16 protein-coding genes, 1 tRNA gene and 1 pseudogene are annotated in these 21,781 nt (G+C 67.3%); 6 read left to right on the plus strand and 12 right to left on the minus strand.

Annotated elements, in window-relative coordinates:
* Positions 1-91 precede the first annotated feature (91 nt).
* From fusA to rpsL, 3 genes are read right to left on the minus strand one after another with little or no spacing between them, the layout of a single operon-like run.
* Positions 92-2,218, minus strand: coding sequence for an elongation factor G (gene fusA, locus ACFYZA_RS13130; protein ID WP_100578110.1), 2,127 nt, complete (start codon positions 2,216-2,218; stop codon positions 92-94).
* Between the two features lie 39 nt (positions 2,219-2,257).
* Positions 2,258-2,728 (minus strand): 30S ribosomal protein S7, encoded by a 471-nt coding sequence (gene rpsG, locus ACFYZA_RS13135; RefSeq protein ID WP_382588711.1) that lies wholly within the window; start codon positions 2,726-2,728, stop codon positions 2,258-2,260.
* A 2-nt stretch (positions 2,729-2,730) separates the two neighbouring features.
* Positions 2,731-3,102 carry a 30S ribosomal protein S12 gene (gene rpsL, locus ACFYZA_RS13140; protein WP_003948652.1) on the minus strand — a complete coding sequence of 124 codons (372 nt, stop codon included), beginning with the start codon at positions 3,100-3,102 and terminating at the stop codon, positions 2,731-2,733.
* A gap of 362 nt (positions 3,103-3,464) precedes the next feature.
* Here rpsL and ACFYZA_RS13145 point away from each other — a divergent pair.
* The 4 genes and pseudogenes from ACFYZA_RS13145 to ACFYZA_RS13160 all read left to right on the plus strand — a co-directional run.
* Positions 3,465-3,988 (plus strand): annotated as a pseudogene (locus ACFYZA_RS13145) (Crp/Fnr family transcriptional regulator); the annotation flags it as partial.
* Between the two features lie 29 nt (positions 3,989-4,017).
* The gene (locus ACFYZA_RS13150; protein ID WP_388490310.1) at positions 4,018-4,782 is read left to right on the plus strand and encodes a hypothetical protein; all 765 of its coding nucleotides are present in this window, start codon (positions 4,018-4,020) and stop codon (positions 4,780-4,782) included.
* A complete protein-coding gene (locus ACFYZA_RS13155; RefSeq protein WP_388489916.1) occupies positions 4,779-5,735 on the plus strand; it encodes a hypothetical protein in 957 nt (318 codons plus the stop codon). The genes ACFYZA_RS13150 and ACFYZA_RS13155 overlap by 4 nt, the downstream gene beginning before the upstream one ends.
* Positions 5,736-5,761: 26 nt before the next feature.
* The gene (locus ACFYZA_RS13160; protein ID WP_388489917.1) at positions 5,762-6,535 is read left to right on the plus strand and encodes a M48 family metalloprotease; all 774 of its coding nucleotides are present in this window, start codon (positions 5,762-5,764) and stop codon (positions 6,533-6,535) included.
* Positions 6,536-6,601: 66 nt separating this feature from the next.
* Here the strand turns inward: ACFYZA_RS13160 and ACFYZA_RS13165 are convergent, their stop codons facing one another.
* The 9 genes from ACFYZA_RS13165 to ACFYZA_RS13205 form a co-directional block, all read right to left on the minus strand.
* Entirely contained in the window at positions 6,602-10,501 is a 3,900-nt protein-coding gene (locus tag ACFYZA_RS13165; RefSeq protein WP_189963088.1) for a DNA-directed RNA polymerase subunit beta', read from the minus strand.
* Between the two features lie 129 nt (positions 10,502-10,630).
* Positions 10,631-14,116, minus strand: coding sequence for a DNA-directed RNA polymerase subunit beta (rpoB, locus tag ACFYZA_RS13170; protein ID WP_388489920.1), 3,486 nt, complete (start codon positions 14,114-14,116; stop codon positions 10,631-10,633).
* Positions 14,117-14,728: 612 nt separating this feature from the next.
* Positions 14,729-15,112 carry a 50S ribosomal protein L7/L12 gene (rplL, locus tag ACFYZA_RS13175; protein WP_382588668.1) on the minus strand — a complete coding sequence of 128 codons (384 nt, stop codon included), beginning with the start codon at positions 15,110-15,112 and terminating at the stop codon, positions 14,729-14,731.
* A gap of 113 nt (positions 15,113-15,225) precedes the next feature.
* On the minus strand, positions 15,226-15,756 hold the full coding sequence (gene rplJ / locus ACFYZA_RS13180) for a 50S ribosomal protein L10 (protein ID WP_382588666.1): 531 nt from the start codon (positions 15,754-15,756) through the stop codon (positions 15,226-15,228).
* A 417-nt stretch (positions 15,757-16,173) separates the two neighbouring features.
* Positions 16,174-16,896, minus strand: coding sequence for a 50S ribosomal protein L1 (rplA, locus tag ACFYZA_RS13185; RefSeq protein WP_382588664.1), 723 nt, complete (start codon positions 16,894-16,896; stop codon positions 16,174-16,176).
* 89 nt (positions 16,897-16,985) lie between these two features.
* Complete coding sequence (gene rplK, locus ACFYZA_RS13190) at positions 16,986-17,420, minus strand: 50S ribosomal protein L11 (protein ID WP_053731185.1); 435 nt, start codon at positions 17,418-17,420, stop codon at positions 16,986-16,988.
* A gap of 186 nt (positions 17,421-17,606) precedes the next feature.
* Positions 17,607-18,539: a transcription termination/antitermination protein NusG gene (nusG, locus tag ACFYZA_RS13195; RefSeq protein WP_382588662.1), complete on the minus strand. Its 933-nt coding sequence runs from the start codon at positions 18,537-18,539 to the stop codon at positions 17,607-17,609.
* A 74-nt stretch (positions 18,540-18,613) separates the two neighbouring features.
* Complete coding sequence (gene secE, locus ACFYZA_RS13200; protein WP_161244505.1) at positions 18,614-18,910, minus strand: preprotein translocase subunit SecE; 297 nt, start codon at positions 18,908-18,910, stop codon at positions 18,614-18,616.
* A gap of 106 nt (positions 18,911-19,016) precedes the next feature.
* Positions 19,017-19,089 (minus strand) — tRNA-Trp (locus ACFYZA_RS13205).
* A 281-nt stretch (positions 19,090-19,370) separates the two neighbouring features.
* Between ACFYZA_RS13205 and ACFYZA_RS13210 the strand changes: the two genes are divergently transcribed.
* Positions 19,371-20,609, plus strand: a complete 1,239-nt coding sequence (locus tag ACFYZA_RS13210) for a pyridoxal phosphate-dependent aminotransferase (protein ID WP_161244504.1) — start codon at positions 19,371-19,373, stop codon at positions 20,607-20,609.
* A gap of 118 nt (positions 20,610-20,727) precedes the next feature.
* On the plus strand, positions 20,728-21,747 hold the full coding sequence (locus tag ACFYZA_RS13215; RefSeq protein WP_388489926.1) for an adenosine deaminase: 1,020 nt from the start codon (positions 20,728-20,730) through the stop codon (positions 21,745-21,747).
* Positions 21,748-21,781: the final 34 nt, after the last annotated feature.

Raw genomic sequence — 21,781 nt, forward strand, 5'->3', positions numbered from 1 at the left:
CGGGGCCCGGGGCACTCACCGTAAACCTGATGGTTTACGCCGAATGCCCCAGAGGCTCCGGTGACAAGCCTAAAGCGTGAACTCGGAAGAGTTACTCGCCCTTGGCCTTCGCGATGATCTCCTCGGCGACGTTCCGCGGAACCTCGGCGTAGGAGTCGAACTGCATCGAGTAGCTTGCGCGACCCGAGGTCTTGCTGCGGAGGTCGCCGACGTAGCCGAACATCTCCGAAAGGGGCACGAGGCCCTTCACGACGCGGGCGCCGCTGCGCTCCTCCATGGCCTGAATCTGGCCACGGCGGGAGTTGATGTCACCGATGACTTCACCCATGTAGTCCTCGGGCGTGGTGACCTCGACGGACATCATCGGCTCGAGGAGCACGGGCGAAGCCTTGCGCGCGGCCTCCTTGAAGGCCTGCGAACCGGCGATCTTGAACGCGAGCTCGGAGGAGTCGACCTCGTGGTAGCCACCGTCGAGAAGAATGACGCGGACGCCGGTCATCTCGTAGCCGGCCAGGATGCCGAACTGCATGGCCTCCTGCGCACCCGCGTCCACCGACGGGATGTACTCCCGGGGGATGCGGCCACCGGTGACCTTGTTCACGAACTCGTACGACGCCTCGCCGCCCTCGATGGGCTCGATCGCGATCTGCACCTTGGCGAACTGACCGGTACCACCGGTCTGCTTCTTGTGGGTGTAGTCCACGCGCTCGACGACCTTGCGGATCGTCTCGCGGTACGCGACCTGCGGCTTGCCGACGTTCGCCTCGACCTTGAACTCGCGACGCATACGGTCGACGAGGACGTCGAGGTGAAGCTCGCCCATACCACCGATGATGGTCTGGCCGGTCTCCTCGTCCGAGTGAACCTGGAAGGAGGGGTCCTCCTCCGCGAGACGCTGGATGGCGACACCCAGCTTCTCCTGGTCACCCTTGGACTTGGGCTCGATGGCGACCTGGATCACCGGCGCCGGGAAGTCCATGGACTCCAGGATGACCGGGGCCTTGTCGTCGCACAGCGTCTCACCGGTGGTGGTCTGCTTCAGGCCCATGACGGCGACGATGTCACCGGCGCCCACCGACTCGATCTCCTCACGCTTGTTCGCGTGCATGCGGTAGATCTTGCCGATGCGCTCCTTCTTGCCCTTGATGGGGTTCAGCACCGCGGTGCCGGCCTCAAGGCGTCCGGAGTAGATCCGGATGAAGGTGAGCTTGCCCAGGTGCGGGTCGCTCGCGATCTTGAACGCCAGCGCCGAGAGGGGCTCCTCGTCGGACGGCTTGCGCTTGACCACGACCTCCGGGTCCTTGACGTCGTGGCCCTCGATGGCCTCGACGTCCAGGGGGGAAGGCAGATAGCGGACGACGGCGTCGAGCAGGGGCTGAACGCCCTTGTTCTTGAACGCGGTGCCACAGAACACGGGGGTGACGGTGGTGTCGCCGCCCTTGCCGGACGCGATGGTGATGCGACGCACCGCGGCGTACAGCTGCTCCTCGGTGGGCTCGACGCCCTCGAGGAAGAGCTCCATGATCTGGTCGTCGTTCTCGGCGACGGTCTCGACCAGCTTGCCGCGCCACTCTTCAGCGGCCTCGGTGTGCGTGGCCGGGATGTCGACGACGTCGTACATCTCGCCCTTGGTCGCTTCCGCGGACCACACGAGGGCCTTCATGCGGACCAGGTCCACAACGCCCTCGAAGTTGGCCTCGGAACCGATCGGCAGCTGCATGACGATCGGGGTCGCGCCGAGGCGGTCCACGATCATGTCCACGCAGCGGTGGAACTCGGCGCCGGTGCGGTCGAGCTTGTTGACGAAGCAAATACGCGGAACGCCGTAACGGTCGGCCTGACGCCAGACCGTCTCGGACTGCGGCTCCACACCGGCGACACCGTCGAACACGGTGACCGCACCGTCGAGGACGCGGAGCGAACGCTCCACCTCGACCGTGAAGTCCACGTGGCCCGGGGTGTCGATGATGTTGATGGTGTGGTCGACGTCCTCGAGCGGCCAGTGGCAGGTCGTCGCGGCGGACGTGATGGTGATGCCGCGCTCCTGCTCCTGCTCCATCCAGTCCATCGTGGCAGCGCCGTCGTGGACCTCACCGATCTTGTACGAGACGCCGGTGTAGAACAGGATCCGCTCGGTGGTGGTCGTCTTGCCCGCGTCGATGTGAGCCATGATCCCGATGTTGCGGACCTTGGCCAGGTCAAGTGAAGTGGTAGCCATATCGGCTCAGTCTTCTCTCGGTCTCGATGTGGGTTCGGACTACCAGCGGTAGTGCGCGAAGGCCTTGTTGGACTCGGCCATCTTGTGGGTGTCCTCGCGCTTCTTGACGGCAGCGCCGAGGCCGTTGGAGGCGTCGAGCAGCTCGTTCATGAGGCGTTCGGTCATGGTCTTCTCACGGCGGGCGCGGGAGTAACCCACGACCCAGCGCAGCGCGAGGGTGGAGGCGCGACCGGGCTTGACCTCGATCGGCACCTGGTAGGTCGCGCCACCGACACGGCGGGACTTGACCTCGAGGGACGGCTTGACGTTCTCGAGCGCGCGCTTCAGCGTGATGACCGGGTCGTTGCCGGTCTTCTCGCGAAGACCCTCCATGGCACCGTAGACAATGCGCTCGGCGGTGGAGCGCTTGCCGTCCAGGAGGATCTTGTTGATCAGCGAGGTGACAAGAGGAGAGCTGTAGACCGGGTCGATGATGACCGGGCGCTTCGGGGCGGGGCCCTTACGAGGCATTCTTACTTCTCCTTCTTGGCGCCGTAGCGGCTGCGAGCCTGCTTGCGGTTCTTGACACCCTGGGTGTCGAGCGAGCCGCGGATGATCTTGTAACGAACACCCGGCAGGTCCTTCACACGGCCACCGCGCACGAGCACGATCGAGTGCTCCTGCAGGTTGTGTCCCTCACCCGGGATGTAGGCCGTGACCTCGATGCCGGAGGTCAGACGCACACGCGCGACCTTACGGAGCGCCGAGTTCGGCTTCTTCGGGGTGGTCGTGAACACACGCGTGCAGACGCCACGGCGCTGGGGCGAACCCTCGAGCGCGGGCGTCTTGTTCTTCTCGACCTTGTCCTGCCGGCCCTTCCGGACCAGCTGCTGGATCGTAGGCACTACTTCTCCGGTTTCTGTGTGCCGTAGTAAAACTAACCTGGAACACGTCTCCGACCCACGCGGTCGGGTGTGTCGAATACTGCATGACCCCGCCCGAGGGCAGGAAAGCGCAGATTGCGGCGGCCGGTCTAGGAGCTCGCGCTGCGGACGTAGGCACGCAGCGGAGCCCAGGCACACCCCAGGCACAAGGTCTGAGCGTACCTACCTCATCGACTTGGGTCAAAACAAATGCCGTCCACGCCGACACGCCGGGCCTCTCCTTGCCGGGCGGGAAGCCGCCGCGTGGCAATCCGTCCGTTCCTGGCCGGGGTGATCGACACGCTCAGTACATTGGCGGGGCCGTTGGACGAGGGGGGACCAGCATGGCGGCGGCCTATCGGCCCGGTGATGGAGGGCTGGACGACCGAGTGCCCTTCCTGGCCCGCCTGGAGAACCACGACCGGGACGCCCTGCTCTCGCTCGGCCACGAGCTGACCTCTCGCTCGGCCACGAGCTGACCTTCGTCGCCCGCGCCACCCTGCTTCACCAGCACGACCCGTCCTCCCACGTGCTGCTGATCCTCACCGGCTGGACCAAGGTGACAGCCGCCGCAGCCAACGGCTACGAGGCCCTGCTCGCGCTACGCGGCCCCGGGGACATCATCGGGGAGTCCGCCGCACTGACCGGCCGGCCCCGTTCGGCGACCGTGACGGCCCTGGAGCCGCTGCGCGTGATCGCCGTGGAGCACGAACGGTTCCGCGAGCTGCTTTCCCGCTCCCCGGCCATCGCCCTCAACCTGCTCAGCCTCACCGCCGACCGGACACGGGCAGCCGACCGACGTCGGCTGCAATTCGCCGCGATGAACGTGCGGGAGCGTTTCGCGGTGCTGCTCCTGGACCTGGCCCGCATTCGAGTGCGTCATCCGCCCTCGCCGACGTGCCGCCGCCGCGTCACTCTCTTCCCGTACGGATCCCAGCGAGAAGCAAGACGGAGATCTTCTACCAGTTCGGCGGAACGGCGCACTCCTCCGGTGAGGTGCCCGCAGCCACTCTGGAGCGGCTGGCCACGTGCTTCGTGGCCGACGAGGAGGAGTTCGCCGCTCTCGCCCGGCGATTACGTTCCGACCGCGTCCTCGTCCTCTCGGGGCCGCACTTCGCCGGGCGCCGCACCGCCGCGCTGATGCTGCTGCGCCGGCTGGGCGCGGCTCCCCTGCGCGTGCTCGACCGTACGACGCGGCCCGGCGAGCTCGCCCAGCAGCTCGGCCCCGGAGGCCAGGTGCTCTGCGATCTGGTCACCGAGCGCGGCAGGCCGCTGCGTGAGTCCGACCTGCTTGCCGCGCGGGACCGGCTGGCCGAACACGACGCGTATCTGGTAGTCACCGTGGACCCACGGGCCGCCATGGAGGACGTCTCCGCCGCCGAATGGCACCCGCCCACGCCCGGCGCCGTTCTGGCCGCGCACCTTCGAGCAAGGGTGTCGCCCGAGGACGCCGGCAAGCTCCTGGCGCTGCCCGCCGTGGCCGATTTCCTGGCTCGCGATCACCAGCTGAGGGAGGCTGCCTCTGCACATTCCTCCAGAAGACCGAGAACCCCGCCCACCTGGCCACGGTCCCGGTCTTCGGCACACACATCCTCAAGCGCCTCCAACGCGCCCGCGCCCGGCGGTACGAGGAGGAGGAGCACACCGAGTGGGGGCCGGTGAACCAGCTCAAGGCGGCATTCCAGGACGATCGGGCCGCGCTGGTGCTGCTGCGCGAGGTGTGGACCGGACATCCGTTCGCGCGGCCGGCACTCGTCGGCTGGCTGCGACGGCTCGCGGGCGACGGCCGCCCGCTGGTGCGCACGCGTGCCGCCGCCACCGTGGCGGTACTGGCCCACACCGACCTGCCGTCCGCGATGGCACTGATCATCGAGGTGTGGGCGACCGACACCCGGTTCCGGCACAGACTCGTCGCCGTGAACGCGCTCGCTCTCACCCATCTGCTCGGCACCCCGAACGTGCCGCGCATCATCGACGACTGGTGTGTCGGAGACGACGCGAAGTTGTGCTGGGTGGCGATCCGCACACACGGCCTGATCGGCCCGGAGCGGCCGGAGGCGACCCTCTCCGCGCTACGCGGTGCGGCTCGCCGCCAGCACTCTGCCGAGGAGCCGGACGCCCTCCTGGTCACTGAACTCGCCCAGTCCGTCGAACTGTTGCTGCTCTCCCCGGCCGGCGACGAGGTCCTCGCCGTACTCGTACGCACCCTGCACGACGACCGAGCCGTGTTCGACCTGGCCCTCGACGGCTTCCTCGGCGCCTGTCGTCGAAGCCAGGAGGACGAGCCGTTCGGCACTCCGCTGATCCTCGACGGATACGCACGGGGCAACACCCAGCGGCCCGATGCCGCCCACCCCATTGCCGAGCTCTGGCGGGCCGCGCTCGGCGACCGCGCCCACACCGGGCCGGCGCTCGAGATGCTGCGCCACTGGGTACTGACCGCCGACCGCGACACCGCCACCGAATGGGCACTCGCCGCCCCGTTGCCCGCCCTCATCACGTCCGGGCCCGAGCTTCGGCGTCTCGATCACCTGCTACGCACCATGCCGGGCGAGGACGGGACTCCACCACCACTCGTGGCGAACCGCCTGCTGACCGTTCTGCCACCCCACTGATCCGTTCCACGAGGAGAGTTCGAAGGATGGTCCGTACAAACGACTGGGAGCAGCCCGCCGACCGGCACACTCGACTGGTCGACCCGGTGATCACCGTGCGGCAGCTGGCGCGATTCGAGTTCGCCCGCAAGCCGCTGACCCGAATCGACCACGCCCTGGTCTTCTCCATGCCGAAGCGCGGCTACGACTGCTACTTACCGCCTCTGCGTCCGACCCGTGCTGAAACCGCCGCCAAGCGCTACACCGCGATGTATGAGGTGGACATGGGCGTCCATCCCGTCCAGGCCGAGTTCGCGTTGCCCAGCGACAACGACGCCTTCGAGTTCGAGGTGATCGTCGAGCTGCGGTGGCAGGTCGAGCAGCCGGCGCGGTTCGTCGCGAGCAGTCACCGTGACGCACCCCGGCTCCTCCTGGGCGAACTGGAACAGGTGGCCCGGCCAGTGGCCCGTCGCTACCCGATCGCCGACAGTGCCCGCGCCGAGCGGGAGATCCTGGCAGCCGTGACGGCCCGCGGTCCGCTCGGTGTCGCCGCGGGCCTGAAGGCGCTCTGGACCGTGCGACTCCGGCGTGACCTGATGGCCGCTGTGGAGCGCCGGTGCGAACTGCGGGCCGACGAGCACGCGGCCGCCCTCGGCTTCGGTCCCGAGCTCGCAGCGGTTCTCACCACGATGCACACCATGGACCTGGACGCCGGCAAGGCGCCCACCGGGCCCGGCGTGCTGGCCAAGCTGCTCTCATCCCACCCGGACCACCCGACCCGCCTACGGCACCTGCGGGCTTACACGGACGTTCAGCGCTGAAAACCCCGAAGGGCGCCCACCCCGCCGAAGCGGAACGGGCGCCCTTCAGTACCTCTGACGTACGCCTTACTGGTTGTACGGACCGTAGTCGTAGTCCTCCAGCGGAACGGCCTGGCCGGAGCCGGTGCCGAACGGCGAGTAGTCGATGTCGTCGTAGCCGACGGCCGAGTACATCGCGGCCTTGGCCTCTTCGGTGGGCTCGACCCGGATGTTGCGGTAGCGGGACAGACCCGTACCGGCCGGGATGAGCTTACCGATGATGACGTTCTCCTTGAGGCCGATGAGGCTGTCGGACTTGGCGTTGATCGCCGCATCCGTCAGGACTCGGGTCGTCTCCTGGAAGGAGGCGGCCGACAGCCAGGATTCCGTCGCCAGCGAGGCCTTGGTGATACCCATCAGCTGCGGACGGCCGGAGGCCGGGTGGCCGCCTTCCGTGACCACACGACGGTTCTCGGTCTCGAACTTCGAGCGCTCGACGAGCTCGCCCGGCAGCAGCTCCGCGTCGCCGGACTCGATGATCGTCACGCGGCGCAGCATCTGCCGGATGATGATCTCGATGTGCTTGTCGTGGATCGACACGCCCTGCGAGTTGTAGACCTTCTGGACTTCGCCGACCAGGTGGACCTGGACCGCACGCTGACCGAGGATCCGCAGCACGTCGTGCGGGTTGGTGGCACCGACGGTGAGCTTCTGGCCCACCTCGACCGCGTCGCCCTCGCCGACCAGCAGACGGGCACGCTTGGAGATCGGGAACGCCGTCTCCTCGCTGCCGTCGTCCGGGGTGACGACGATCTTCTTGGTCTTCTCGGTCTCCTCGATCCGGACGCGGCCCTTGGCCTCCGAGATCGGCGCGACACCCTTGGGCGTACGGGCCTCGAAGAGCTCGACGACACGCGGCAGACCCTGCGTGATGTCGTCACCCGCCACACCACCGGTGTGGAAGGTACGCATCGTCAGCTGGGTACCGGGCTCACCGATGGACTGGGCGGCGATGATGCCGACCGCCTCACCGATGTCGACCAGCTTGCCGGTGGCGAGCGAGCGTCCGTAGCAGAAGGCACAGGTGCCGACCGCGGACTCACAGGTCAGGACCGAGCGGGTCTTGACCTCCTCGACACCCGCACCCACGAGGGCGTCGATGAGCACGTCACCGAGGTCCACGTTGGCCGGCGCGATGACCTTGCCGTCGACGACGACGTCCTCGGCGAGCATGCGGGCGTAGACGGAGGTCTCGACGTCCTCGGTCTTGCGCAGCACGCCGTCGGCGCCCCGCTCCGCGATCTTGAGCTTGAGGCCGCGGTCGGTGCCGCAGTCCTCCTCGCGAATGATGACGTCCTGCGAGACGTCCACCAGACGACGGGTCAGGTAACCCGAGTCGGCGGTACGCAGGGCGGTGTCGGCGAGACCCTTACGGGCACCGTGGGTCGAGATGAAGTACTCGAGCACGGTCAGGCCCTCGCGGAACGAGGCCTTGATCGGACGCGGGATGGTCTCGTTCTTCGCGTTCGACACCAGACCACGCATACCGGCGATCTGACGCATCTGCATCATGTTTCCTCGGGCACCCGAGTCAACCATCATGAAGATGGGGTTCGTCTTGGGGAAGTTCGCGTTCATCGCCTCGGCAACCTCGTTGGTCGCCTTGGTCCAGATCGCGATGAGCTCCTGCGTGCGCTCGTCCTTGGTGATCAGACCGCGCTCGTACTGCTTCTGCACCTTCTCGTCCTGGGCCTCGTAGCCCTGGACGATGGCCTTCTTGGCCTCCGGGACGACGATGTCCGAGACGGCGACGGTGACGCCGGAACGGGTCGCCCAGAAGAAGCCGGCCGCCTTCAGGTTGTCGAGCGTCGCCGCCACGATGACCTTGGGGTAGCGCTCGGCGAGGTCGTTGACGATCTCGGAGAGCTGCTTCTTGCCCACCGAGTAGTCGACGAACGGGTAGTCCTCGGGCAGCAGCTCGTTGAAGAGCGCGCGGCCCAGGGACGTACGCAGACGGAACGAGTCGCCCTGCTGCCAGGTCGTCTCGCCGTCCTCGTCGAGCGGCGGGGTCCAGCCGCGCGGCGGGACGGTGCCGATCGGGAAGCGGATGTCGACCTTCGCCTGGAGCGAGAGCTCCCGGGCGTCGAACGCCATGATCGCCTCGGCGGTCGAGTTGAAGGAGCGGCCCGCGCCCTTCACCTCGCGCTCCTCTTCGTCCGTGGTGAGGAAGAAGAGGCCGAGCACCATGTCCTGGGTCGGCATGGTGACGGGACGACCGTCGGCCGGCTTCAGGATGTTGTTGGAGGACAGCATCAGGATGCGGGCCTCGGCCTGCGCCTCCGCGGAGAGCGGCAGGTGGACGGCCATCTGGTCACCGTCGAAGTCCGCGTTGAACGCGGTGCAGACGAGCGGGTGGATCTGGATGGCCTTGCCCTCGACCAGCTGGGGCTCGAAGGCCTGGATGCCGAGGCGGTGCAGCGTGGGCGCACGGTTCAGCAGAACCGGGTGCTCGGCGATGACCTCTTCGAGGACGTCGTACACGACCGTGCGGCCGCGCTCGACCATCCGCTTGGCGCTCTTGATGTTCTGCGCGTGGTTCAGGTCGACCAGGCGCTTCATCACGAACGGCTTGAAGAGCTCCAGCGCCATGGCCTTGGGCAGACCGCACTGGTGCAGCTTCAGCTGCGGACCGACGACGATGACGGAACGCGCGGAGTAGTCCACACGCTTGCCGAGCAGGTTCTGACGGAATCGACCCTGCTTGCCCTTGAGCATGTCGGACAGCGACTTCAGCGGACGGTTGCCGGGGCCCGTGACCGGGCGACCACGACGGCCGTTGTCGAAGAGCGCGTCGACGGCCTCCTGAAGCATGCGCTTCTCGTTGTTCACGATGATCTCGGGGGCGCCGAGGTCAAGGAGTCGCTTGAGGCGGTTGTTGCGGTTGATCACGCGGCGGTACAGGTCGTTCAGGTCGGAGGTCGCGAAGCGGCCACCGTCCAGCTGCACCATCGGACGCAGGTCCGGCGGGATGACCGGCACGCAGTCGAGCACCATGCCCTTGGGGCTGTTGCTGGTCTGCAGGAACGCGGAGACGACCTTGAGGCGCTTGAGCGCACGGGTCTTCTTCTGGCCCTTGCCGGTACGGATGATCTCGCGGAGGCGCTCGGCCTCCTCGTCGAGGTCGAAGGTCTCCAGGCGCTTCTGCAGCGCGGCGGCACCCATCGAGCCGTCGAAGTACGTGCCGAAACGGTCACGCAGCTCGCGGTAGAGCAGCTCGTCGCCCTCGAGGTCCTGGACCTTGAGGTTCTTGAAGCGGCTCCACACCTCGTCGAGACGGTCGATCTCGCGCTGCGAGCGGTCCCGCAGCTGCTTCATCTCACGCTCGGCACCCTCGCGCACCTTGCGGCGCACGTCGGCCTTGGCACCCTCGGCCTCGAGCTCGGCGAGGTCCGTCTCGAGCTTCTTGGCGCGGGCTTCGAGGTCCGAGTCGCGACGGTTCTCGATCTGCTGGCGCTCGACGGAGACGTGAGCCTCCAGCGACGGCAGGTCGCGCGTACGGCGCTCCTCGTCCACGAACGTGATCATGTACGCGGCGAAGTAGATGACCTTCTCGAGGTCCTTCGGCGCGAGGTCGAGCAGGTAGCCAAGACGCGACGGAACGCCCTTGAAGTACCAGATGTGGGTCACGGGAGCGGCAAGCTCGATGTGGCCCATCCGCTCACGGCGCACCTTGGCACGCGTGACTTCTACGCCACAGCGCTCACAGATGATGCCCTTGAAGCGGACGCGCTTGTACTTGCCGCAGTAGCACTCCCAGTCCCGGGTCGGACCGAAGATCTTCTCGCAGAAGAGTCCGTCCTTTTCGGGCTTGAGGGTGCGGTAGTTGATGGTCTCCGGCTTCTTGACCTCACCGTGGGACCACTGACGAATGTCGTCAGCAGTGGCGAGGCCGATCCGCAGCTCGTCGAAGAAGTTGACGTCGAGCACTTGTCGTCAATCCCTCTTTCGGGGTCGATTCTTCAAGATGGTCTGAGGGGGGTCCGGATGGGGGTCCCTCCCAGGCCCATAAGGCCTAGGGGGAGACCGGGGCTTCTCACGAAGCCCCGGTCAGACCCGTCAGACCTCTTCGACGCTGCTCGGCTCGCGCCGGGACAGGTCGATACCGAGCTCCTCCGCAGCGCGGAAGACGTCCTCGTCCGTGTCGCGCATCTCGATGGACATGCCGTCCGAGGACAGCACCTCCACGTTGAGGCAGAGCGACTGCATTTCCTTGATGAGCACCTTGAAGGACTCGGGAATGCCGGGCTCGGGAATGTTCTCGCCCTTGACGATGGCCTCGTAGACCTTCACACGGCCGGTCACGTCGTCGGACTTGATGGTCAGCAGCTCCTGGAGTGCGTACGCGGCGCCATAAGCCTCGAGCGCCCACACCTCCATCTCACCGAAGCGCTGGCCACCGAACTGGGCCTTACCACCCAGCGGCTGCTGGGTGATCATCGAGTACGGACCGGTCGAACGGGCGTGGAGCTTGTCGTCGACCAGGTGGTGCAGCTTCAGGATGTACATGTACCCGACCGAGATCGGGTCCGGGAACGGCTCGCCGGAGCGGCCGTCGAACAGGTTGGCCTTGCCCGAGGGCTGGACCAGCCGGTCGCCGTCGCGGTTCGGGATCGTGGCCTCGAAGAGACCGGTGATCTCGTCCTCGCGCGCACCGTCGAAGACCGGGGTCGCGACGTTGGTACCGGCGGCGACCTGGTCGGCGCCGATGGCCTGCAGACGCTGGGCCCAGTCGTCGGCCAGACCGGAGACGTCCCAGCCGCGGCTGGCGAGCCAGCCGAGGTGGATCTCCAGGACCTGTCCCGGGTTCATTCGGGACGGGACACCGAGCGGGTTGAGGATGATGTCGACCGGCGTTCCGTCCTCGAGGAACGGCATGTCCTCGATCGGAAGGATCTTCGAGATGACGCCCTTGTTGCCGTGACGGCCGGCGAGCTTGTCACCATCCGTGATCTTGCGCTTCTGCGCCACGTAGACACGAACCAGCTGGTTCACGCCCGGCGGCAGCTCGTCGCCCTCTTCACGGTCGAAGACGCGGACGCCGATGACCTTGCCGATCTCGCCGTGCGGCACCTTCAGCGAGGTGTCACGCACCTCGCGGGCCTTCTCGCCGAAGATCGCGCGCAGCAGGCGCTCTTCCGGCGTCAGCTCGGTCTCGCCCTTGGGCGTGACCTTGCCGACGAGGATGTCGCCGGCGACGACCTCGGCACCGATACGGATGATGCCGCGCTCGTCGAGGTCGGCGAGGACCTCCTCGGAGACGTTCGGGATGTCCCGGGTGATCTCCTCCGGGCCGAGCTTGGTGTCACGGGCGTCGACCTCGTGCTCCTCGATGTGGATCGAGGAGAGGACGTCGTCCTGCACGAGGCGCTGCGACAGGATGATCGCGTCCTCGTAGTTGTGACCCTCCCACGGCATGAACGCCACGAGCAGGTTCTTGCCCAGCGCCATCTCACCCTGCTGGGTGGCGGGACCGTCGGCCAGGACCTGGCCCTCGATCACGCGGGCGCCCTCGTCCACGACAACCTTCTGGTTGACGGAGGTGCCCTGGTTGGAGCGGGCGAACTTGGCGATCCGGTACGTGGTGTACGTGCCGTCGTCGTTGGCGACGGTGATGTAGTCCGCGGAAACCTCCTGGACGACACCCGCCTTCTCCGCCTTGATGACGTCACCGGCGTCGACCGCGCAGCGGTACTCCATGCCGGTGCCGACGAGCGGCGCCTCGGACGTGATCAGCGGCACGGCCTGACGCATCATGTTCGCGCCCATGAGGGCACGGTTGGCGTCGTCGTGCTCGAGGAACGGGATCATGGCGGTCGCGACCGACACCATCTGGCGCGGCGAGACGTCCATGTAGTCGACCTCGGTGCCGGGCACGTAGTCGACCTCGCCACCACGGCGGCGAACGAGGACGCGCGGCTCGGTGAACCGCATCTCGTCACTGAGCGCGGCGTTGGCCTGCGCGATGACGAAGCGGTCCTCCTCGTCGGCGGTGACGTAGTCGACCTCGTCGGTGACCTGGCCGTCGACGACCTTGCGGTACGGCGTCTCGATGAAGCCGAACGCGTTGACGCGGCCGTACGAGGCGAGCGAACCGATCAGACCGATGTTCGGGCCTTCCGGGGTCTCAATCGGGCACATGCGGCCGTAGTGAGACGGGTGCACGTCACGGACCTCGAAGCCGGCCCGCTCACGGGAGAGACCACCCGGGCCGAGCGCCGACAGACGGCGCTTGTGGGTGAGACCCGACAGCGGGTTGTTCTGGTCCATGAACTGCGACAGCTGGCTGGTGCCGAAGAACTCCTTGATGGAGGCGACGACCGGCCGGATGTTGATCAGGGTCTGCGGCGTGATCGCCTCGACGTCCTGGGTCGTCATGCGCTCACGCACGACGCGCTCCATACGAGCCAGACCCGTACGGACCTGGTTCTGGATGAGCTCGCCGACGTTGCGCAGACGACGGTTGCCGAAGTGGTCGATGTCGTCGGTCTCGACGACGATGTTCCGACCCGACTCGCCGACCGTCTCGGTCTCACCGGCGTGCAGCTTGACCAGGTACTTGATGGTCGCGATGACGTCGTCGGTGGTGAGCACGCCGGCGTCCAGCGGCTCGTCCGCGCCGAGCTTCTTGTTCACCTTGTAGCGGCCGACCTTGGCGAGGTCGTAGCGCTTCGGGTTGAAGTAGAGGTTCTCGAGCAGCGTCTGAGCGGCCTCGCGCGTCGGCGGCTCGCCCGGGCGCAGCTTGCGGTAGATGTCGAGCAGCGCGTCGTCCTGGCCCTGGGTGTGGTCCTTCTCCAGGGTGGCGCGCATGGACTCGTACTCGCCGAACTCCTCGAGGATCTGCTCGGTGGTCCAACCGAGAGCCTTGAGGAGGACGGTGACGGACTGCTTGCGCTTGCGGTCGATGCGGACACCGACCATGTCGCGCTTGTCGATCTCCATCTCGAGCCAGGCACCCCGGGACGGGATGATCTTGGCCGTGAAGATGTCCTTGTCGGACGTCTTGTCGATGTTGGAGTCGAAGTAGACACCCGGCGAGCGGACCAGCTGCGACACGACGACACGCTCGGTGCCGTTGATGACGAAGGTGCCCTTGTTGGTCATGAGCGGGAAGTCGCCCATGAAGACCGTCTGGGACTTGATCTCGCCGGTCTCGTTGTTGGTGAACTCGGCGGTGACGAAGAGCGGGGCCGCGAACGTGAAGTCGCGCTCCTTGCACTCGTCGATCGAGTTCTTCGGCGGCTCGAAGCGGTGGTCGCGGAAGGTCAGGGACATCGACCCGGAGAAGTCCTCGATCGGGGAGATCTCTTCGAAGATCTCCTCCAGACCGGACTTGGTGGGGACGTCCCGCCCACTCTCGAGAGCGGCCTCGACCCGAGACTTCCAAGCGGCATTGCCGAGCAGCCAGTCAAAGCTCTCGGTCTGCAGCGCAAGAAGGTTCGGAACCTCGAGGGGCTCCTTGATCTTTGCAAAGGAGATGCGCAGCGGGGCGGTGCTGGCGCCGTTGTTCGTATTGGCGGTCGAGGCGTTGCGCGAGGCGGCCAAGAGGGGGTCCTTCCGAGGGCTCGGACTCACTACGCGCGTACCGGTCCCACGTGGGCACAGAGAGAGACGTTTCTGATTCGGCCGGGAAGGCCAGTTCAGGGCGGTTCAATCCGAGGTGCTCAAGCGAGGGCATGCCCCTGGTGACGGGCAGGGGACAGCTAACAGGCAGCGCAAAGGGACAGTGTAGCCACTCGGCACACTGATGTCCAGGGCGGATTTTCAGAGACCCGCATTGCTCTTCTCAAGTACCTCGGTACCTCGGTCAGCCGTGCGCCGCGCAGACGCAGATTAGTACTGCCCTCTTCGCCGTCGATCCATGCCTCGGATCCGGATCGTTGTGACGACGCGTCCTGAGAATTGCGCGCTGCGTGCGGTTCGTCAAGACCCCTCCGCTCCCCGGGGATCGCCGCGGGAGCCGTTACGGGGCTACGCCTGCGTTCCTCGCCGAGCAGACGGCGAAGATCACCATACTCCCCGAGCGACGCCGTGCAAGGCGGGCGACGCGGGTACGCCGAAGGGCGACCACCCGGATGGGTGATCGCCCTTGACGGTGCCCAGCGGCGCGCGAGCGCGCCTGCCGGGCGGGTGCGGGCCCGTGGGGCCCGCGAGGTGTTACTTGACCTCGACGGAAGCGCCGGCGGCCTTGAGGGACTCGGCAGCCTTCTCGGCGGCCTCCTTGGCGACCTTCTCGAGGACCGGCTTCGGGGTGCCGTCGACGAGGTCCTTGGCCTCCTTCAGACCCAGGGAGGTCAGCTCGCGCACGACCTTGATGACCTGGATCTTCTTCTCGCCGGCGCCGGTGAGGATGACGTCGAACTCGTCCTGCTCCTCGGCGACCTCGGCGGCGGGGCCACCCTGGGCCGGACCGGCAACGGCGACGGCCGCGGCGGCGGTGACGTCGAACTTCTCCTCGAAGGCCTTCACGAACTCGGAGAGCTCGATGAGGGTCATGTCCTCGAACTGAGCGAGCAGGTCTTCCTGGCTGAGCTTCGCCATGATGGGCGATCCTTCCACTAATTCGGCGGGTGCCGGATGTACATGTAGGCGGGCGTACGTTCGGCCCGCTGCGACCGTCGCCCTAACGGGCGGCGATCATTGCGCGAGCCGAATTACTCGGCACCGCCCTGCTCGGCGAGCTTGACGCGAAGCGCTTCCGCGGTGCGGACGAACTTCGACGGCAGCGCCTGGAAGAGCGAGGCAGCCTGAGACTGCTTGCCCTTGAACGCGCCGGCCAGCTTGCTGAGCAGAACCTCGCGGGACTCGAGGTCCGCGAGCTGCTTGATCTCATCGGCGGACAGCGCCTTGCCGTCAAGGACACCGCCCTTGATGATCAGGTTCGGGTTCTCCTTGGCGAAGTCACGAAGACCCTTCGCCGACTCCACCGGGTCACCGGTGATGAAGGCAACCGCCGTCGGACCGTTGAACTGGTCGTCGAGCGAAGTGATCCCGGCCTCGTTGGCCGCAATCTTGGTCAGCGTGTTCTTCACCACGGCGTACTGGGCGTTCTCACCGAGCGAACGACGCAGCGTCTTGAGCTGCGCCACGGTGAGACCCCGGTACTCGGTCAGCACGGCGGCGTTCGAGCTGCGGAACTGGTCCGCGAGCTCGGCTACCGCGGCAGCCTTGTCGGGCCTTGCCATAGAGCGTCGGCCTCCTTCCGGGTGATGAGGACCGCTCAGAAGGGGCTGAACAAAACGAAACGCCCCGGCGCAGGCGCACGGGGCGTAGCTCAACCAGCTGCACTCAGAAGAGGAACATCCGGGAACTTTCCACGGTCACCTGCGCGGGTCGTCCGCATCCAGCGGATCCTTCGGCCACCGCACCCTCGAATGAGGGAACGGCAACGACCAGCGGTCTTTGGCTTCTGGTGAAGCGTACGTTACGTCTTCCGTGTCAAGCAAATCGGCCTCCGCGCTCCTCCCGGACGCCGTCGCGCGGGCCCGGAACAAGACCGGCCCCCGCCCCTCCGAAGAGGTGCGGGGGCCGGTCTCGGTACGTCTGGGTGCGTCTCGGCGGGGCCGGGACGCGAAGCCCGCGACTGCCGGTGATCCAGGGGATCAGACGGCGGCCGGGTCCTCCTCGACGAGGAGGTTGCGGGTGCGGTTCTGGTCCAGGGTGATACCGGGGCCCATCGTGGTGGTGATGGTCGCCTTCTTGATGTACCGGCCCTTGGCGGCGGACGGCTTCAGACGGAGGATCTCCTCCAGAGCCGCACCGTAGTTCTCCACCAGCTTGGCGTCGTCGAAGGACACCTTGCCGATGATGAAGTGCAGGTTCGAGTGCTTGTCGACGCGGAACTCGATCTTGCCGCCCTTGATCTCCTCGACCGCCTTGGCGACGTCGGGGGTGACCGTGCCGGTCTTCGGGTTCGGCATCAGACCACGGGGACCGAGCACGCGGCCGAGGCGGCCGACCTTGCCCATGAGGTCCGGGGTGGCGACGACGGCGTCGAAGTCCAGACGGCCCTTCGAAACCTCGTCGATGAGCTCGTCGGAGCCGACGATGTCGGCGCCCGCGGCAAGCGCGGCCTCGGCACGGTCGCCGGTCGCGAAGACCAGGACCCGGGCGGTCTTACCGGTGCCGTGCGGGAGGTTCACGGTGCCACGGACCATCTGGTCGGCCTTGCGCGGGTCGACACCCAGGCGGAAGGCGACCTCGACGGTGCCGTCGAACTTGGTCGTGGAGGTCTCCTTGGCGAGACGGACCGCCTCGAGCGGCGCGTACAGCTTGTCCGCGTCGATCTTGGCGTCCGCAGCGCGGAGAGTCTTGCTGCGCTTCACTTCAGCTCCTGTGTTGGTTCAGGCATGGAGTCGTGGTGCGGGCCAGCGCTTGGCCCTACCACTGGAGGTCAGACGGGGGTGAGCTGAGATCAGCCCTCGACCGTGATGCCCATGGAACGGGCGGTGCCGGCGATGATCTTCGACGCGGCGTCAAGGTCGTTGGCGTTCAGGTCGGCGAGCTTCGTCGTGGCGATCTCGCGGACCTGGGCCTCGGTGATCTTCGCGACCTTGGTCTTGTGGGGCTCGCCAGAGCCCTTCTCGACACCAGCGGCCTTGAGGATCATCTTCGCGGCCGGCGGCGTCTTGGTGATGAAGGTGAAGGAGCGGTCTTCGTAGACCGTGATCTCCACCGGGATCACCCAGCCACGCTGCGACTCGGTCGCGGCGTTGTAGGCCTTGCAGAACTCCATGATGTTGACGCCGTGCTGGCCGAGCGCGGGGCCGACCGGCGGGGCCGGGTTCGCCGCACCGGCGTTGATCTGGAGCTTGATAAGCCCCGTGACCTTCTTCTTCTTGGGAGGCATTGCTCTCTCCGGGTCCTAGTGAGAGTGAACCGCCTTCATCCGATCAACCGGATGGAGGCATACCGCGCAACGATAACGGGTATAGCTGCGCGGCTAAAAACCGAGCAGGTCAGAGGGGCTGCGAGAGCTCCTCTGACCTGCTCGGAAGTGCTGGTTCCAGAAAGCGTTCCAGGTTGCCGGAAGGCGTCAGTTCTTCTGGATCTGGTCGAAGCTGAGCTCGACCGGGGTCTCGCGGCCGAAGATCTCGACGAGGCCCTTGACCTTCTTCGAGTCGGCGTTGATCTCGTTGATGGTCGCCTGCAGCGTCGCGAACGGGCCGTCGGTGACGGTGACCGAGTCGCCCACCTCGAAGTCCAGGACCTGGACCTCGACCTTGCGCTGCGGAGCGGGCTTGCCCTCGGCCTCGGCGGCCTCGCGGGCGGCCTTCTCCTCGGCCTCCGGGGCGAGCATCTTGACGATCTCGTCGAGCGTCAGCGGGTACGGGTCGTAGGCGTTGCCCACGAAGCCGGTCACGCCGGGGGTGTTGCGGACGACGCCCCAGGACTCGTTCGTCAGATCCATGCGGACGAGAACGTAACCGGGCAGCTTGTTCTGCCGGACGTTCTTGCGCTCGCCGTTCTTGATCTGGACGATCTCCTCTTCGGGGACCTCGGCCTGGTAGATGAACTCCTCGACGTTCAGCGAGACGGCACGCTGTTCGAGGTTGGCCTTCACACGCTTCTCGTAACCGGCGTACGTGTGGATGACGTACCACTCGCCGGGCAGGAATCGGAGCTCCTGGCGCAGGGCCTCGACCGGGTCGACGGGGGCGGCGGGCTCCGCCGGCTCCTCGGCCTCGTCCTCGGTGGCCTCGTCGGACTCGGCGTCCTCGTCCTCGACGGAGGCCTCGGCCTCGTCGGAAGCGTCCTCTTCGGTCGCGTCCTCGGTCACGTCGGAGGCCTCGGCCTCTTCGGCCTCGACGTCATCGGAGTCGACGTGCAGGGCAGCCTCTTCGGCCGCTTCGCCCGCAGCGGCGTCGGCAGCCTCGGCCTCGTCCTCGTCGGCCGCCTCGATGATCTCGAGCTCGTCCTCGACGGACTCGACCGACTCGATGGCGTCGTTCAGGTTCGGGTCAGACACGGTGGCTGCTTCTTCCTGGCTACAGATGGGGTGGAACATGCGAAAGGGGCGCCGATGCGGGGCGCCCTTCGCGATCAGCCGAAGACGTACTTGACTACCTGCGAGAAGCCGGAGTCAATCAACGTCACAATGCCGATCATGATGACAACGAACACGATCACTACCGTGGTGTACGTCGTCAGCTGGCTGCGTGTCGGCCAGACAACTTTACGGAGTTCGGCAACAACCTGCCGGTAGAAGAGCGCGAGACGGCCCACAGGGCCCTTCTTGCCGCGCTTACCGCCCTTGCGGGCCTTCTTCTTCGAATCCTTGGACTCCGCTGCCTCGTCCTGGGCATCAGGCATGTCGATGGAGCCCACGGCGTCCGTCACGCTTCTCACCTGATTCCGGGTCATGGCCGTGCCGCGCCCGGTGGAGCCGCACGGCGGTGCATTGAAGTACGTACATGCGCACACATCCTGGCGAAGGAGTGTGTAGCAGGGCCGGAGGGACTTGAACCCCCAACCGCTGGTTTTGGAGACCAGTGCTCTACCAATTGAGCTACGACCCTTTGTGGTTCCCCCAACCTACCGCATGTGATGGTGCGGTTGGTGAGGACCAACAGGCAGTGAGTGTACGTGGTCAGGGGCCCGGCGTCGAACAGCTTGCTCCCGAACCCCTCCCGACCGTCACCGTCCCGTCCGCCTCCACGCCTTCTCACCGCCCTCCCCAGGCCTTCCTACGGCCTCCGCAGCGCCTCTGCGGGAAGGGCGCTCGGACGCCTGTCCACATGCTGACCGGTCCGTGAAACGCGGGTGCCCGGGCCGTTGGAGGTCTGGGACCATGGCCCGCATGAGCGCTGCAACTCCCCCGCCTTCCTCCCCCACCGAGCGCCGGGTCTCCGCGCGCATCGGCGCCATCTCCGAGTCCGCGACCCTCGCCGTCGACGCCAAGGCCAAGGCCCTCAAGGCCGCCGGGCGTCCGGTCATCGGTTTCGGCGCGGGCGAGCCCGACTTCCCGACGCCCGACTACATCGTCGAGGCCGCGGTCGAGGCCTGCCGGAACCCGAAGTACCACCGCTACACGCCGGCCGGGGGCCTGCCCGAGCTCAAGGCCGCGATCGCCGCGAAGACGCTGCGCGACTCCGGTTACGAGGTCGACGCCTCCCAGGTCCTGGTGACCAACGGTGGCAAGCAGGCGATCTACGAGGCCTTCGCGGCGATCCTCGACCCGGGCGACGAGGTCATCGTCCCGGCCCCGTACTGGACCACCTACCCCGAGTCGATCCGGCTCGCGGGCGGTGTCCCGGTGGACGTCGTGGCCGACGAGACGACCGGGTACCGGGTGTCGGTGGAGCAGCTTGAGGCGGCCCGCACGGAGCGTACGAAGGTCGTCCTGTTCGTCTCCCCGTCCAACCCGACCGGCGCCGTCTACAGCGAGGCCGACGCGGAGGCCATCGGGCGCTGGGCCGTCGAGCACGGCCTGTGGGTGATGACGGACGAGATCTACGAGCACCTCGTCTACGGCAGCGCCGCGTTCACCTCGCTGCCCGCGATCGTGCCCGAGCTGCGCGACAAGTGCATCGTCGTCAACGGCGTCGCCAAGACCTTCGCGATGACCGGCTGGCGGGTGGGCTGGATCATCGGCCCGAAGGACGTCGTCAAGGCCGCGACCAACCTCCAGTCGCACGCCACGTCCAACGTGTCCAACGTCGCCCAGATCGCCGCGCTCGCCGCCGTCTCCGGGAACCTGGACGCGGTCGCGAAGATGCGGGAGTCCTTCGACCGGCGCCGCGCGACCATGGTGCGCATGCTGGGCGAGATCGACGGCGTGATCTGCCCCACCCCCGAGGGCGCGTTCTACGCCTACCCGTCGGTGAAGGGCCTGCTCGGCAAGGAGATCCGCGGCAAGCGCCCGGCGACCTCGGCCGAGCTCGCCGCGCTGATCCTGGACGAGGCCGAGGTCGCGGTCGTGCCCGGCGAGGCCTTCGGCACACCGGGCTACCTGCGGCTCTCGTACGCCCTGGGTGACGAGGACCTCGTCGAGGGCGTCTCGCGGATCCAGAAGCTGCTGGCCGAGGCCCGCGACTAGGTTCCGGCCGGTCGTGTGGCGGGAGCGGGCCCCGGTGGGGCCCGTTTCTGCGTTCGGGCCCGGTCCCGATCGGGGAAAGGGGCTGCCGGATTCCGGCCGGGTGCGGCAAGATCCCTGGATGGAGCACGTTCGCGACGTACGAGATCTGCCGAAGGCCCATCTGCATCTGCACTTCACCGGGTCGATGCGGCCCTCGACCCTGCTGGAGCTCGCCGACAAGTACGGCGTGCGGCTGCCCGAGGCGCTGACCGGCGCCGAGCCGCCGAAACTGCGGGCCACCGACGAGCGTGGCTGGTTCCGCTTCCAGCGCCTCTACGATGCGGCGCGGTCGTGTCTGCGCGCCCCCGAGGACATTCAGCGCCTGGTGCGCGAGGCCGCGGAGGAGGACGTCCGGGACGGATCCGGCTGGCTGGAGATCCAGGTCGACCCGACCTCGTACGCGCCGCTGCTCGGCGGTCTGATCCCCGCGCTCGAGATCATCCTGGACGCGGTCGACTCGGCCTCGCGCGAGACCGGGCTCGGCATGCGCGTCGTGGTCGCGGCGAACCGCATGAAGCACCCCCTCGACGCCCGCACCCTCGCCCGGCTCGCGGTCCGCTACGCCGATCGCGGCGTGGTCGGCTTCGGCCTCTCCAACGACGAACGCCGGGGCATGGCAAGGGACTTCGACCGCGCCTTCGCGATCGCCCGCGAGGGCGGTCTGCTCGCCGCCCCGCACGGCGGCGAGCTCTCCGGCCCGTCGTCGGTGCGCGACTGCCTCGACGACCTGCACGCGCGGCGGGTCGGGCACGGAGTGCGGGCCGCGGAGGACCCCCGCCTCCTGCGCCGCCTCGCCGAGAAGGGCATCACCTGCGAGGTCTGCCCCGCGTCCAATGTCGCGCTCGGCGTCTACGAGAAGCCCGAGGACGTGCCGCTGCGGGTGCTGTACGACGCCGGCGTCCCGATGGCCCTGGGCGCGGACGACCCCCTGCTCTTCGGCTCCCGCCTGGCCGCCCAGTACGACATCGCCCGCCACCACCACGCCTTCACCGACCCGGAGCTGGCCGATCTGGCCCGCCAGTCGATCCGGGGCTCGGCCGCCCCCGCCGAAACCCAGGAGAAGCTCCTGGCGGGAGTGGACGACTGGCTGGCGGGCTGAACCTCCGACACCACCGCCCATAGGGACGCGGGCA

Origin of the sequence: Streptomyces sp. NPDC001828 (assembly GCF_042892175.1) — a bacterium.
Classification (GTDB): domain Bacteria; phylum Actinomycetota; class Actinomycetes; order Streptomycetales; family Streptomycetaceae; genus Streptomyces.